Raw genomic sequence first — 14,188 nt, 5'->3', positions numbered from 1 at the left:
CCCCCCCCCCCCCCCCCCCCCCCCCCCCCCCCCCCCCCCCCCCCCCCCCCCCCCCCCCCCCCCCCGCTCCCACAGGGGTTACGGCGTCAGATGTTCTGGCGGTCCCCTTTAGGATCGAAGAACACCGAAGAAACGATTTCCGCCTCGATCACGCTGCCATCGGCCAATGGCGCGAACACTCGCTCGCCCATACGCTTCAGCCCGCCCTTGACCACGGCCATGGCAAACGAATAGCCAAGGGAGTTGTGGGCATAGCTGGAGGTGACGTGACCGACCATCTTCATCGGGATCGTCTGCTTGGTGTCGAACACCAACTGCGCGCCTTCCGGCAGCCACTTGGTCGGATCGATCGGCTTGAGCCCGACCAACTGCTTGCGCTCTTCGCGCACACAGTCTTCACGGTTCATCCCGCGCCAGCCGATCCACGAGAACGGCTTGGTCCGGCCCACACACCAGCCCATGTTCAGGTCGTCCGGGGTCATCGAGCCGTCAGTGTCCTGGCCGACGATGATGAAACCCTTTTCGGCCCGCAACACGTGCATGGTCTCGGTGCCGTACGGGGTCAGGTTGTACTGCTTGCCCGCCGCGACGATCTTCTCCAGCACACCCATGGCGTAGTCGGCCTGGATGTTGACCTCGTAGGACAGCTCGCCGGTAAAGGAAATCCGGAACACCCGCGCCGGAACACCGCCGACCAGGCCTTCTTTCCAGGTCATGAACGGGAACGCATCCTTGTCCAGGTCGATGTCGGTGACTTCGCTGAGCAGCTTGCGGCTGTTCGGTCCGGACAGGGTCATGGTTGCCCAATGGTCGGTCACGGAGGTGAAGTACACCTTCATGTTCGGCCATTCGGTCTGGTGGTAGATCTCCAGCCACTGCAGCACGCGAGCCGCGCCGCCGGTGGTGGTGGTCATCAGGAAGTGGTTGTCGGCCAGACAGGCGGTCACGCCGTCGTCGAAGACCATGCCGTCTTCCTTGCACATCAGGCCGTAGCGGGCCTTGCCCACATCGAGCTTGGTCCAGGCGTTGGTGTAGATGCGGTTGAGGAATTCACGCGCGTCCGGGCCCTGGATGTCGATCTTGCCCAGGGTCGAGGCATCGAGCAGGCCGACGCTGTCGCGCACGGCCTTGCACTCACGCTTGACCGCCGCGTGCAAGTCTTCACCGTTGCGCGGGAAGTACCACGGCCGTTTCCACTGGCCGACGTCCTCGAACTCGGCGCCCTGCTTCACGTGCCAGGCCTGCAAGGCGGTGTAGCGCACCGGCTCGAAGATATGCCCGCAGTGACGGCCGGCGACCGCGCCGAAAGTCACTGGCGTGTAGTTCGGACGGAACATGGTGGTGCCCATCTGCGGGATGGTCACGTTCAACGAACGAGCGGCAATGGCCAGGCCGTTGACGTTGCCCAGCTTGCCCTGGTCGGTGCCGAAGCCCAGCGCGGTGTAGCGCTTGACGTGTTCGACCGACTCGAAGCCCTCGCGGGTCGCCAGTTCGATGGCGGCGGCGGTGACGTCGTTCTGCAGGTCGACAAATTGCTTCGGCGCCCGTGCGGTAGCTTTTTCATGGGGCACCTGGAACAGCGCCAGGGTTGGCTCTTCCAGACGCGACAGCGCTTTAGGCAATACGCCTTCGACGGCCTTGAAACCGGCTTCGCTGGCTGCGCGAACGCCGCCCTCAAACCCATCGGCCAGAGCATCGGCCAAGCCGTAGACGCCGTTGATACCGCCGACGCACACACGTTTCTGCGGTGCTTCGCCGGGAACAAAACCGAGAATATCTTCACGCCAGGTCGGCTTGCCGCCCAGGTGCGAGGCCAAGTGGACCACCGGGCTGTAGCCGCCGGAACTGGCAACCAGGTCGCACTCCAGCCATTCGCCAGGGCTGGTGACTTTATGGGCCTTGACGTCGATGGCGGCGATGCGCGCCGCGGTGACATGCTTGCTGCCACGAGCTTCGACCACAGCGCTGCCGGTGAGGATGCGAATCCCCTTGGCCCGCGCCTCTTCCACCAACGCACCGCGCGGATTGCTGCGGGCATCGGCGATAGCGACCACTTGCAGGCTGGCATCGAGCCAGTCCAACGCCACGCGGTAGGCGTGATCGTTGTTGGTGCTCAGCACCAGCTTCTTGCCCGGCGCCACGCCGTAACGGCGAACGTAGGTCGAAACGGCACCGGCCAGCATATTGCCCGGTACGTCGTTGTTGCCATAGACCAGCGGACGCTCATGGGTACCGGTAGCCAGGACCACGCGCTTGGCGCGGACCCGATGGATACGCTGACGCACCTGGCCAATCGGCGCACGGTCACCGAGGTGATCGGTCAGGCGCTCGTGAATGGTCAGGAAGTTGTGGTCGTGGTAGCCGTTGACGGTGGCCCGTGGCAACAGCAGGACATCCGGCAGGCTTTTCAATTCGGCGATAACGCTGGCGATCCACTCGGCCGCCGGCTTGCCGTCGAGGCTTTCGCGGGAGTCGAGCAGGCTGCCGCCGAACTCTTCCTGTTCATCGGCCAGGATCACCCGGGCACCGCTGCGCGCGGCAGCCAGTGCGGCGGCCAGACCGGCAGGGCCGGCACCGACGATCAGCACGTCGCAATGCTGGTTCATGTAGTCGTAGGTGTCCGGATCATTCTCGGTCGGCGAGCGACCAAGACCGGCGGCCTTGCGGATGTACTTCTCGTAGGTCATCCAGAACGACTGCGGATACATGAAGGTCTTGTAATAGAAGCCCGGCGGCATCAGCTTGCCGCCGACCTTGCCGAGAATCCCCATCATGTCGTTGTTGACGCTTGGCCAGCCGTTGGTGCTGGTGGCCACCAGGCCCTGATACAGCGCTTGCTGGGTAGCCCGCACGTTGGGGATCTGGGTTGCTTCGGTGGCGCCGATCTGCAGGACCGCGTTCGGCTCTTCGGCACCGGCGGCAAAGATGCCCCGTGGGCGGGAATACTTGAAGCTGCGGCCGACGATATCCACACCGTTGGCGAGCAACGCGGCGGCCAGGGTGTCGCCTTCAAAGCCTTTGTAGACCTGGCCGTTGAAGGTGAAGCTCAAGACTTTGTTGCGGTCGATCCGACCACCGTTGGACAGGCGATTGACCTGGCTCATACCTTCTCTCCCACAGCCGCGCCGGGCACTTTCGAACTGTCTGCTTTAGCGGTGAATTGCGGCTTTTCGCCAATCTTGTAGGTTTCGAGAATCTCGTAGGTGACGGTGTCGCGGGTCGCGTTGAAATACTGGCGGCAACCGGCAACGTGGTCCCACAGCTCGTGGTGCAGGCCACGGGGGTTGTCGCGGAAGAACATGTAGTCGCCCCACTGCTCGTCGGTGCAGGTGCCCGGGTCCAGGGGACGCGGGATATGCGCCTGGCCGGAAGCATGGAATTCCTCTTCGGAGCGCAGCTCGCCGCAATGAGGACAGAAGATATGCAACATAGGGATTTCTCCTGTTAGTGGGCGACCGCAGCAGCACCGTGTTCGTCGATCAACGCACCGTTGTGGAAACGGTCGATGGAGAAGGGAGCGGCCAATGGGTGCATTTCACCCTTGGCCAGGCTCGCGGCAAACACGTTGCCCGAACCAGGTGTGGCCTTGAAGCCGCCGGTGCCCCAACCGCAGTTGAAGAACATGTTCGGCACCGGGGTTTTCGAAATGATCGGGCAGGCGTCCGGAGTGGTGTCGACGATGCCGCCCCACTGGCGGTTCATGCGCACGCGGGACAACACCGGGAACATCTCGACGATGGCCTGGATGGTGTGCTCGATCACCGGATACGAACCGCGCTGGCCGTAGCCGTTGTAGCCGTCGATACCGGCACCGATCACCAGGTCGCCCTTGTCGGACTGGCTGATGTAACCGTGCACGGCGTTGGACATGATCACGCTGTCGATGATCGGCTTGATCGGTTCGGACACCAGTGCTTGCAGCGGATGCGATTCGATCGGCAGGCGGAAACCGGCCAGCTTGGCCATGTGCCCGGAGTTACCGGCAGTGACCACACCGACGCGCTTGGCGCCGATAAAGCCCTTGTTGGTTTCGACGCCGATGCACACGCCGTTTTCCTTGCGGAAACCGATCACTTCGGTCTGCTGGATCAGATCCACGCCAAGGGCGTCGGCCGCACGGGCGAAGCCCCAGGCCACGGCATCGTGACGGGCCACGCCGCCGCGACGCTGGACGGTGGCGCCCATCACCGGGTAACGGGCGTTCTTCGAGCAGTCCAGGTACGGAATCTCGTCCGCCACCTGCTGGGTGTTGAGCAGTTCGCCATCGACGCCATTGAGGCGGTTGGCGCTGACCCGACGCTCCGAATCACGGATGTCCTGCAGGGTGTGGCAGAGGTTGTAGACGCCACGCTGGGAGAACATCACGTTGTAGTTCAGGTCCTGGGACAGGCCTTCCCACAATTTCATCGCGTGTTCGTACAGGTGCGCCGACTCGTCCCACAGGTAGTTGGAACGTACGATGGTGGTGTTGCGCGCGGTGTTACCGCCGCCCAGCCAGCCCTTCTCGACCACGGCCACGTTGGTGATGCCGTGCTCCTTGGCCAGGTAGTAGGCGGTCGCCAGACCATGCCCGCCACCGCCGACGATGACCACGTCATAGACCTTTTTCGGGGTCGGCGTGCGCCACATTTTCTGCCAGTTTTCGTGATGGCTGAGAGAGTGCTTGAAGAGGCCGAAGCCCGAATAGCGTTGCATAGTCATTTACTCCAAAACCGCTCTCAGCGATAAACCGGGAAGTCCGCGCACAGGGCTGTCACGTGCTGGGCGACGTTCGCTTCGACATCGGCGTCGCCGAGGTTGTCGAGGATGTCGCAGATCCAGCCGGCCAGTTCGACGCACTGGGCCACTTTGAAACCACGGCTGGTGACGGCCGGGGTACCGATGCGCAGACCGGAAGTGACGAACGGCGACTGTGGATCATTCGGCACGGCATTCTTGTTCACGGTGATATGGGCACGGCCCAGGGCGGCATCGGCCTCTTTACCGGTCAAGCCCTGACGGATCAGGCTGACCAGGAACAGGTGGTTGTCGGTACCGCCGGACACTACATCGTAGCCGCGTTTGATAAACACGCTCGCCATCGCCTGGGCGTTATCGATCACTTGCTGCTGATAGACCTTGAAGCTCGGCTCCAGCGCTTCCTTGAAGCTCACGGCCTTGGCGGCGATCACGTGCATCAGCGGGCCGCCCTGGCCACCGGGGAATACCGCGGCGTTGAATTTCTTTTCCAGCTCTTCGTTGGCCTTGGCCAGGATCAGGCCGCCACGGGGACCGCGCAGGGTCTTGTGGGTGGTGGTGGTGACCACGTCGGCATACGGCAGCGGATTCGGGTACAGGCCGGCGGCGACCAGGCCGGCGACGTGGGCCATGTCGACGAAGAAATAGGCACCGACCTTGTCGGCGATTTCACGGAAGCGTGGGAAGTCGAGGGTTTTCGAGTAGGCCGAGAACCCGGCGATGATCATTTTCGGTTTGTGCTCGACGGCCAGGCGCTCGACTTCGTCGTAGTCGATCAAGCCGGTGGTGGTGTCGATGCCATACTGCACGGCGTTGTAGAGTTTGCCGGAGAAGCTGACCTTGGCGCCGTGGGTCAGGTGACCGCCGTGGGCCAGGCTCATGCCCAGCACGGTGTCGCCAGCGTTGAGCAGGGCCAGGTAGACCGCGGCGTTGGCCTGGGAGCCGGAGTGCGGCTGGACGTTGACGTAATCGGCGCCGAACAGTTGCTTGGCGCGTTCGATGGCCAGGGCCTCGACCTTGTCCACGTGTTCGCAGCCGCCGTAGTAGCGTTTGCCCGGATAGCCTTCGGCGTATTTGTTGGTCAGGCCGCTGCCCTGGGCCTGCATGACGCGCTTGCTGGTGTAGTTTTCCGACGCGATCAGCTCGATGTGATCTTCCTGGCGCTGCTCCTCGGCATTCATGGCCGCCATCAGTGCATCGTCATAACCCTGGATCTGGTCTTGCTTGCTGAACATCGCGTCTCTCCCAGCGGCGGCGGTGCGCCATTCTTATCGGTGAGGCCTGTGCCTGACGGCAGTGCCCTTTGAATGCGATGGTATGGCCGTCGCAGGCCGATCAAATGCCTATGGACGCCACGCAAAGGTGCGTTTACGACATGACTTCAAGCACAAGGATGATCAATGCCTGGACAACCCTGTGGGAGCGGAGCTTGCCCGCGAAGGCGTCGGCACTGTCGAGCTATTTTGTGTGCTGCTAACCCTGGCCCCTTCGCGGGCAAGCTCCGCTCCCACAACTGAGCCTGTGCGATAAGGTCAATTCTGGTTACAGTGCGCACCATAATCGTTCACAAGGACCGGGCCATGACCGACAAGAGCCAACAATTCGCCAGCGACAACTACTCCGGTATCTGCCCCGAGGCCTGGGCCGCCATGGAACAGGCCAACCACGGCCACCAGCGCGCCTACGGCGACGACGAATGGACCCAGCGCGCCGCCGACGGTTTCCGCCAGCTGTTCGAAACCGACTGTGAAGTGTTCTTTGCTTTCAATGGCACCGCGGCCAACTCCCTGGCCCTGTCGTCGCTGTGTCAGAGCTACCACAGCGTGATCTGCTCGGAGACCGCCCACGTCGAAACCGACGAATGCGGCGCGCCGGAGTTTTTCTCCAACGGTTCCAAGCTGCTCACCGCGCGGACCGAAAACGGCAAGCTGACCCCGGACGCGATCCGCGAAATCGCCCTCAAGCGCCAGGACATCCACTACCCCAAGCCCCGCGTAGTGACCCTGACCCAGGCCACCGAGGTCGGCAGCGTCTACACCCCGGACGAAATCCGCGCCATCAGCGCCACCTGCAAGGAACTGGGCCTGAATCTGCACATGGACGGCGCGCGGTTCTCCAATGCCTGTGCCTACCTCGGCTGTTCTCCGGCGGACCTGACCTGGAAGGCCGGCGTCGACGTGCTGTGCTTCGGCGGCACGAAAAACGGCATGGCGGTGGGTGAAGCGATCCTGTTCTTCAACCATGACCTGGCGGTGGATTTCGACTATCGCTGCAAACAGGCCGGACAGCTGGCCTCGAAAATGCGCTTTCTCTCGGCGCCCTGGGTCGGCCTGTTGGAGAACCACGCCTGGCTCAAGCACGCCCGCCACGCCAACCACTGCGCGCAACTGCTCAGCAGCCTGGTCAAGGATATTCCCGGCGTGGAGCTGATGTTCCCGGTGGAGGCCAACGGCGTGTTCCTGCAACTGTCGGAAGCGGCCATCGCCGCGCTGACCGCCAAGGGCTGGCGCTTCTACACCTTTATCGGCAAGGGCGGCGCGCGCTTCATGTGCTCGTGGGACACCGAGGAAGCACGGGTGCGGGAACTGGCGGCGGATATCCGCGAGGTGATGGCCGCCTGACCCCAGAGGTTACGAGCCTTCGAAGCCCCTACAGGGGCCCCGGGCACGACGAAGGATTGTGCTGAACAGGGTCCTGTGGGAGATTGCCGGCGATGGCGTCCGCGAGAGCAGCGCAAGCTTTACCGGCCTCATCGCTGGCAAGCCAGCTCCTACAGGGGGCCGCGCACAAGCCCCGAAATCGGTGGCGCCATCAGTTCTGCCCGATGGTTTTCGAAATCACTTCGACCGTGGCGCTGACCTGCTCTTGGTAACGGTCAAGTTCTTCGCGGTGACGCTGCTGTGCTTCGATCTGCTGCGAACACAGGTTCAACGCCGCCAATACCAGCAACTTGTCGCCGATTAGCGTGGGGAACTTTTTCTTGGTGTCGGCCAAGGCGGCCCTGAGCATCACGGTCGCGTCCTGCAGCGTCCGCTCCTGGCCGGCGGGCGCCTTGATCGAATAGTCCTCGCCGAGGATCGAGATGACGGTCACCCCGTCGCTGCTGGTTCTCATGCGCTCACGGGACCTGCGCTGACACGCTCGACCAGCGCCTGGATACGGGCGGCAGTGGCGCCGTGCTTTTCTTCCTGCTCCATCAGGTTCAGTTGCAGGCTTTCGTTTTCGTCCTTGGCCTGGGCCAGCTCGGTGCTCAGCGCGGTATTGGCGGCCAGCAGTTCCTGTTTTTGCTGAACCAGCTCGCTGACCAGTTGTTCCAGTTGACTCAGGGAAGCTTCCAACATTTTTCTTGATCTCTCGGGCAGTTTCAAAGGGCGCGTACGATAAAGAAAAGCCCCCTTGTTTGCCAGGGGAAAACTGTCGCAAAGCCTTGATTTTCCTGGCGGGATACTTTTCTTCGAAGCTTAGTGACTGCGATTGCCAGGACATGTTCCCCACCCCCTGTCGGAAACCTTCACCTGCGACAAATACGCGCAGGGGCTTAAGACTTTAGTCTAATGACCGATAGGTCTTTCAGACCCGCCTTAAAAGCCGCACGGAATGCGCCCTTCTCTCAGGTAGCCACCATGTCCCTACGCAACATGAACATTGCTCCGCGCGCATTCCTCAGCTTCGCCCTGATCGGCGCGCTGATGCTGATCCTGGGGATATTTGCCCTGAACCAGATGAGCAAAATTCGCGGCGCGGCCGAAGAGCTCAGCGCCAACAGCGTGCCGAGCATCAAGAGCCTCGACGATCTCACCCAACTGACCTTGCGCCTGCGGGTACTGTCCTATCGCCTGGTGACCAACCGCACACCTGACGAGCAACAGAAAATCCTCGACCTGTTCACCCAGCGCAGCCAGCAGATCGGCAAGGCCCAGGCGATTTACGAGAAGCTGATTACCAGCCCTGACGAGCGCGCGGCCTACGACCAGTATGGGCAGGTGCTCGGCCAGTACCGTCAGCTCGAAGAGCGCATGAAGGGCCTGTCGCGCAACAATCAGCTCAGCGAGCTGGCGGCCCTGATCAACAGCGAGCTGCAGGCCAACTCCGAACAGATGAACAACGTGCTCGAAAAACTGGTGGTGATCAATACCCAGCAGAGCAACGACACCAATCAACAGGCCGCCGACCAGTACGCTTCGGCGTTCAATCTGGTGGTCGGCCTGTTGGTAGTCGCCACTGGCCTGACCTTGCTGTTCGCCTGGCTGCTGACCAACAGCATTACCCGCCCCATCGCCGACGCCCTGACCGCCGCCGAGCAGATTGCCGAAGGCGACCTGACCCGACCGATCAAGGTCGAGGGCAATGACGAAGCCGGGCGCCTGTTGCAGGCCATGGTCAAGATGCAGCAGAAACTGCGCGACACCCTGCAACGTATTTCCGGCTCCGCCACTCAGTTGGCTTCGGCGGCGGAAGAGCTGAACGCCGTCACCGACGAAAGCGCCAAGGGTCTGGTGCGACAGAACAACGAGATTGAGCAGGCCGCCACCGCCGTCAATGAAATGACCAGCGCCGTGGAAGAAGTCGCGCGCAATGCCGTGAGCACCTCCGAAGCCTCTAAGAATGCCACCGCCTCGGCCGGCGACGGTCGCGACCTGGTACAGGAAACCGTCGGTGCCATCGAGCGCATGAGCAGCGATGTGCAGAGCACCTCGACACTGATCGGCAACCTGGCCAAGGAATCCCAGGATATCGGCAAGGTGCTGGACGTGATTCGCGGACTGGCCGATCAGACCAACTTGCTGGCCCTGAACGCGGCGATTGAGGCGGCACGGGCCGGGGAAGCCGGTCGTGGTTTTGCCGTGGTGGCGGATGAGGTCCGGGCCCTGGCACACCGTACCCAGCAGTCCACCAGCGAAATTGAACGGATGATCGGCAGTATCCAGGGCGGGACCGAACAGGCGGTGGATTCGATGCGCAACAGCACCGAGCGGGCTGAGTCGACCTTGAACATCGCCAAGGGCGCGGGTCTGGCGCTGGACACCATCAACACCGCCATTGTCGAGATCAACGAGCGCAATCTGGTAATCGCCAGTGCGGCGGAAGAGCAGGCTCAGGTGGCTCGCGAGGTGGACCGCAACCTGGTGAACATCCGCGATTTGTCAGTGCAATCGGCGACCGGGGCCAACCAGACCAGCGCCGCGAGCAATGAGCTGTCGCGACTGGCGGTGGATTTGAACAGCATGGTGGCGCGGTTCAGTCTGTAAACCGCTATCGCGCACACCCTCTTCTGCAGGAGCGAGCTTGCTCGCGATAAACGTCAACGATAACGCTGGGCCCCTGATGCCCAGCGGTGTGGCGGCTACCATCGCGAGCAAGCTCGCTCCTACAGGGGGCGTATGCGGCGACCTCAGTACTCGATCCGCACATCACCCTTCGGCACGCTGCAGCACGACAGGATATAACCCTCGGCCACATCGTCGTCGGTGATCCCGCCGTTGTGCTCCATCTCCACTTCACCGCCCAGCTTCAACACCTTGCAGGTGCCGCAAATGCCCATGCCGCAAGCCTTGGGAATCATCAGGCCAAGCTTGGCCGCCGCCGCGTGCACGGTTTCCCCCGGGGCCACGCGAATGCTCTTGCCAGTAGCGGTGAATTCCACCTGGTGCAGGTCCGCGGCATCCACTTCCGGCGCCTCGGCGGCCTGCTCGGCCTGTTCCACCGCGTCAGCACGGGCTTCCGCCGGCGTCGCGCCAAACGATTCCTCGTGGTAGCGGCTCATGTCGAACCCGGCCGCTTCCAGCAGACGCTTCACCGCATTCATATACGGCGTCGGGCCGCAGCAGAACACTTCGCGCTCAAGGAAGTCCGGCGCCATCAGTTCCAGCATCTTGTGGTTCAGATAGCCACGGTAACCGGCCCAGGGCTCGCCCAGGCCATGCTTTTCACAAATCAGGTGCAGGCTGAAGTTGTCGATCCGCGACGCCATATGTTCCAGCTCGCGGTGATAGATGATGTCTTTCGGCGAACGGGCGCTGTGGATAAACACCATGTCGACATTGCCGTTGGTGTCGTAGAACCAGCGAGCCATGGACATCACCGGGGTAATACCGACGCCGCCACTCAGGTACAGCACCTTCGGGCTCGGGAAGTCGATGGCGTTGAACAACCCCACCGGTCCGTGCACCGCCAGCTCCTGGCCTTCGTGCAGGGTGTCGTGCAACCAGTTGGAGACCCGGCCGCCGGGCACGCGCTTGATGGTCACCGAAAAGCTGTAAGGCACCGACGGCGAACTGGAAATGGTGTAGGAGCGCATGATCGGCTCGCCTTCGATTTCCAGCTCCAGGGTGACGAACTGCCCCGGCTTGAAAAAGAACATGATCGGTTGGTCTGCCATGAAGCAGAAGGTGCGCACGTCCCAGGTTTCCTGGATGACCTTCACGCAGCGCACGATATGCCGACCATTGGCCCAGGTCTGGGTGGTTACCGGATTCAGGAAGCTGTTCGACATATTGTTCTCCACCGCCGACTGTCGGCTCTATAGTTGGCGATTCTGCGCAAGGGTCGAAGCGACCATTTACCTATCCGCGACATTGGCATGCTTATCGCGACCAGCCCGCAACGACCGGGGCTTGCGCGTCGGGAACGGATTCGGCCATGTCGCCCATGGATAAGGTTCGTGTCGCTACCCGCCGCACACTCCATCGCAAATGATCTGCTGTATTTCTGTCTTGCGTCGCAACCGTATCAGCCACTATTCGCCGGCCACACCGCATGGCCATGAGGACTAAATCGATGGACGTCACCGCAACCCTGAGCCTGGGCGATCCGCTGGAACCCGCACGCAAGGCCACCGCGCAAATGTTGCAAGAGCGCGAGCGCACCTACTCCCTGCCACAACCGTTCTACTCCGATGAGCGGCTGTTCGAAATCGATATGCAGGAAATCTTTCAGAAAGAGTGGTTGATCGCCGGCATGACCTGCGAAATCCCGACCAAGGGCAACTACATCACCCTGCAGATCGGCAAGAACCCGATCATCGTGATTCGCGGCGCCGACGGCGTGGTCCACGCGTTCCACAACGTCTGCCGCCACCGCGGTTCGCGGTTGTGCACCAGCGACAAGGGCAAGGTCGCCAAGCTGGTCTGCCACTACCACCAGTGGACCTACGAGCTGGACGGTCGCCTGCTGTTCGCCGGTACCGAGATGGGCGCCGACTTCGACATGAAGCAGTACGGCCTCAAGCCGGTGCATGTGAAGAACTCCGGCGGCTACATCTTCATCAGCCTGGCGGAAAACCCACCGCCGATCGATGAGTTCCTGGCGACGCTGAACCACTACATGGAACCCTACGACATGGAAAACACCAAGGTGGCGGTGCAAACCACCTTGATGGAAAAGGCCAACTGGAAACTGGTGCTGGAGAACAACCGCGAGTGCTACCACTGCGGCGGCTCCCACCCGGAACTGCTGAAAACCCTGTTGGAATGGGACGACGTCACCGACCCGCGGGCCGACCAGAAATTCAAGGACCACGTGGCCGAATGCACCGTGGCCTGGGAAGCCGAGAAAATCCCTTACGCCCACGCCAGCTTCGGCCTGCGTAACCGTATCGTGCGCATGCCGCTGCTCAAGGGCACCGTGTCCATGACCATGGACGGCCAGCAGGGCTGCAAGAAGCTGATGGGCCGGATCAAGAACCCGGACCTCGGTTCGATGCGCATCCTGCACCTGCCGCACTCGTGGAACCACTGCATGGGCGACCACATCATCGTGTTCACCGTGTGGCCGATCAGCGCCCAGGAAACCATGGTCACCACCAAGTGGCTGGTGCACAAGGATGCGGTGGAAGGCGTCGACTATGACGTGGCGCGCATGCGTGAAGTCTGGGATGCAACCAACGACCAGGACCGTCGCCTGGCTGAAGAAAACCAGCGCGGCATCAACTCTACGGCCTACCAGCCGGGCCCGTACTCGAAGACCTATGAGTTTGGCGTGGTCAACTTCGTGGATTGGTACAGCGAGCGGCTGCTGAGCAACCTGGGGGCGGAACCTGCGCCTTACCTCAAGGGTGTTCCGGTTCACGGCTAAGGGCAAAAGCTTCGCGGGCAAGCTCCGCTCCCACAAGTTCTCGGTTCGACCACACATCCGTGGCATGACAGAGACCCTGTGGGAGCGGAGCTTGCCCGCGAAGGCGCCGGTACATTCAACACCGGCTTACCCGTGAGACGACCACCTCAGCGACCCATCCTCGCCAATAAACTCCTCGATAATATTCTCCCCGCTCAAGCGCACCTTCACATACCCATTGAGCACCCGCTCCGGGTATTCGTCGTCCATGGCATTCTTCCGCTCGGAAAACAGCACCCGTTCATTGCCGTCCAACTCGCTGGTCACGCCATAGGGAATCGCCCCATGCCCGGCACAGCGCGCCCGCAAGCCGTCCTGCTCGGCATAGACGATGCCGTTGTGCAGGTGCCCCCAGTACCAGTAGTCCGGCACGCGGCCCAAGGCATCACACACCGGCTGATACAGCGTGGTCTTGTCCTGCCCGCTGATATCGAAGCCCTGATGATGACTGAGCACCATCAACTTCTTGTCCGTGGGCAGGCTCTTCAGCCAGTCGATCTGCTGCTGGTTCAGAGCGCCATCCATATAAAGACCGAGCGGCGCGGAGGCATAGGCCGAATCCAGCCCGACAATCAACCAGTGATCGTTGTACAAGGCGAAGTAGCTGGTGCCCTGCTGCACCGGAAAGCGTGAGTTGAGCTCGGCGAAATAACCGTGGGCACCGCTGTACATCTCATGATTGGAGTTGAGGGTGAAGGCGCCGTGCTTGCCCATCGGCCAGCCGGCCATGTCGACATCCTCCTCGGAGCCGGTGCCGGCGTAGTAGACGTCGCCCAGGTGAATGGTGAAATCGGCCTGCGCCAGTTGTATCTGGTTGGCGACATTGACCGCCGGGGCATGGCTTTCGAATGGCCCGGTGCCCCAGTCACCGGCAATCGCCAGGGTCACGTCGTTGTCGATCATCATCACCAGCGGCGTGCTGCCGAAGCTCGCATGGCGCCGCAGGTTCTCGATCCACTTGATCAGCGCCTCGCTCCACAGCAGGTCCAGCAGCTCCCATTTGCGACAGCCCAGCAATGTACCGTCCTTGAGCACCCGGGTTTGCAATTGCGACTCCGAAGTCGGCAAGGCCGTGGCGCTGCCCATATGCAGGATCGACAGGCCATGGGACAACTCCCACGGCACCGACGGCTCGCCCGGCGGCAAGTCGCCGTGCTCCAGCACGTACTGGGCCTGGTCATGCCCGCGTTGCAACAACAGCTGGATGGCTTGGAACTCCTCGGGCTCGATGTCACTGGTGAGCTTTTTCCAGGACAACTCCAGCCGGGCTTTCAGGCCACTGAGACGGACGCGGATTTTTGCAAGTTCATGTTCCAGATGAGGCAAGTTCATGGCTGTC

General features: G+C 62.0%; 10 protein-coding genes and 2 pseudogenes. 4 read left to right on the top strand and 8 right to left on the bottom strand.

All coding sequences use genetic code 11. From position 1 onward, the window contains the following. Nucleotides 1-86: 86 nt before the first annotated feature. From AC07T0_RS26885 to glyA, 4 genes are read right to left on the bottom strand one after another with little or no spacing between them, the layout of a single operon-like run. Entirely contained in the window at nucleotides 87-3,104 is a 3,018-nt protein-coding gene (locus AC07T0_RS26885; RefSeq protein ID WP_495004034.1) for a sarcosine oxidase subunit alpha, read from the bottom strand. After that, on the bottom strand, nucleotides 3,101-3,430 hold the full coding sequence (locus AC07T0_RS26880; protein ID WP_495004033.1) for a sarcosine oxidase subunit delta: 330 nt from the start codon (nucleotides 3,428-3,430) through the stop codon (nucleotides 3,101-3,103). The genes AC07T0_RS26885 and AC07T0_RS26880 overlap by 4 nt, the downstream gene beginning before the upstream one ends. Nucleotides 3,431-3,444: 14 nt before the next feature. Continuing rightward, complete coding sequence (locus AC07T0_RS26875) at nucleotides 3,445-4,695, bottom strand: sarcosine oxidase subunit beta (RefSeq protein WP_103498195.1); 1,251 nt, start codon at nucleotides 4,693-4,695, stop codon at nucleotides 3,445-3,447. Between the two features lie 23 nt (nucleotides 4,696-4,718). Further along, the gene (gene glyA, locus AC07T0_RS26870) at nucleotides 4,719-5,972 is read right to left on the bottom strand and encodes a serine hydroxymethyltransferase (RefSeq protein ID WP_495004032.1); all 1,254 of its coding nucleotides are present in this window, start codon (nucleotides 5,970-5,972) and stop codon (nucleotides 4,719-4,721) included. A gap of 345 nt (nucleotides 5,973-6,317) precedes the next feature. Between glyA and AC07T0_RS26865 the strand changes: the two genes are divergently transcribed. Then, complete coding sequence (locus AC07T0_RS26865; RefSeq protein WP_495004031.1) at nucleotides 6,318-7,358, top strand: threonine aldolase family protein; 1,041 nt, start codon at nucleotides 6,318-6,320, stop codon at nucleotides 7,356-7,358. Between the two features lie 190 nt (nucleotides 7,359-7,548). Here the strand turns inward: AC07T0_RS26865 and AC07T0_RS26860 are convergent, their stop codons facing one another. Both AC07T0_RS26860 and AC07T0_RS26855 read right to left on the bottom strand, forming a co-directional pair. Further along, nucleotides 7,549-7,851 (bottom strand): cell division protein ZapA, encoded by a 303-nt coding sequence (locus AC07T0_RS26860; protein WP_495004030.1) that lies wholly within the window; start codon nucleotides 7,849-7,851, stop codon nucleotides 7,549-7,551. Next, complete coding sequence (locus AC07T0_RS26855) at nucleotides 7,848-8,078, bottom strand: hypothetical protein (RefSeq protein ID WP_121135201.1); 231 nt, start codon at nucleotides 8,076-8,078, stop codon at nucleotides 7,848-7,850. The genes AC07T0_RS26860 and AC07T0_RS26855 overlap by 4 nt, the downstream gene beginning before the upstream one ends. Before the next feature lie 213 nt (nucleotides 8,079-8,291). Here AC07T0_RS26855 and AC07T0_RS26850 point away from each other — a divergent pair. Then, nucleotides 8,292-8,855 (top strand): annotated as a pseudogene (locus AC07T0_RS26850) (MCP four helix bundle domain-containing protein); the annotation flags it as partial. A gap of 36 nt (nucleotides 8,856-8,891) precedes the next feature. Next, nucleotides 8,892-9,986 (top strand): annotated as a pseudogene (locus AC07T0_RS26845) (methyl-accepting chemotaxis protein); the annotation flags it as partial. 143 nt (nucleotides 9,987-10,129) lie between these two features. Here the strand turns inward: AC07T0_RS26845 and gbcB are convergent. After that, a complete protein-coding gene (gene gbcB, locus AC07T0_RS26840; protein ID WP_495004029.1) occupies nucleotides 10,130-11,230 on the bottom strand; it encodes a glycine betaine monooxygenase reductase subunit in 1,101 nt (366 codons plus the stop codon). A gap of 284 nt (nucleotides 11,231-11,514) precedes the next feature. On the opposite strand from gbcB, the gene gbca reads away from it, so the two are divergent. Continuing rightward, nucleotides 11,515-12,810: a glycine betaine monooxygenase oxygenase subunit gene (gene gbca / locus AC07T0_RS26835; protein ID WP_495004028.1), complete on the top strand. Its 1,296-nt coding sequence runs from the start codon at nucleotides 11,515-11,517 to the stop codon at nucleotides 12,808-12,810. A 126-nt stretch (nucleotides 12,811-12,936) separates the two neighbouring features. Here gbca and AC07T0_RS26830 read toward each other — a convergent pair whose 3' ends face one another. Next, on the bottom strand, nucleotides 12,937-14,181 hold the full coding sequence (locus tag AC07T0_RS26830) for a metallophosphoesterase family protein (protein WP_495004027.1): 1,245 nt from the start codon (nucleotides 14,179-14,181) through the stop codon (nucleotides 12,937-12,939). Nucleotides 14,182-14,188: the final 7 nt, after the last annotated feature.

The organism is Pseudomonas sp. GW821-FHT04D07 (genome assembly GCF_059420225.1).
This window is presented reverse-complemented; position numbering and strand designations above follow the sequence as displayed.

Excerpts from the sequence above, each read along its gene's own strand:
- AC07T0_RS26885 (WP_495004034.1), bottom strand. The coding sequence starts at position 3,104 with ATGAGCCAGGTCAATCGCCTGTCCAACGGTGGTCGGATCGACCGCAAC.
- gbcB (WP_495004029.1), bottom strand. The coding sequence starts at position 11,230 with ATGTCGAACAGCTTCCTGAATCCGGTAACCACCCAGACCTGGGCCAAT.
- AC07T0_RS26855 (WP_121135201.1), bottom strand. The coding sequence starts at position 8,078 with ATGTTGGAAGCTTCCCTGAGTCAACTGGAACAACTGGTCAGCGAGCTG.
- AC07T0_RS26860 (WP_495004030.1), bottom strand. The coding sequence starts at position 7,851 with ATGAGAACCAGCAGCGACGGGGTGACCGTCATCTCGATCCTCGGCGAG.
- AC07T0_RS26830 (WP_495004027.1), bottom strand. The coding sequence starts at position 14,181 with ATGAACTTGCCTCATCTGGAACATGAACTTGCAAAAATCCGCGTCCGT.
- glyA (WP_495004032.1), bottom strand. The coding sequence starts at position 5,972 with ATGTTCAGCAAGCAAGACCAGATCCAGGGTTATGACGATGCACTGATG.
- gbca (WP_495004028.1), top strand. The coding sequence starts at position 11,515 with ATGGACGTCACCGCAACCCTGAGCCTGGGCGATCCGCTGGAACCCGCA.
- AC07T0_RS26865 (WP_495004031.1), top strand. The coding sequence starts at position 6,318 with ATGACCGACAAGAGCCAACAATTCGCCAGCGACAACTACTCCGGTATC.
- AC07T0_RS26875 (WP_103498195.1), bottom strand. The coding sequence starts at position 4,695 with ATGCAACGCTATTCGGGCTTCGGCCTCTTCAAGCACTCTCTCAGCCAT.
- AC07T0_RS26880 (WP_495004033.1), bottom strand. The coding sequence starts at position 3,430 with ATGTTGCATATCTTCTGTCCTCATTGCGGCGAGCTGCGCTCCGAAGAG.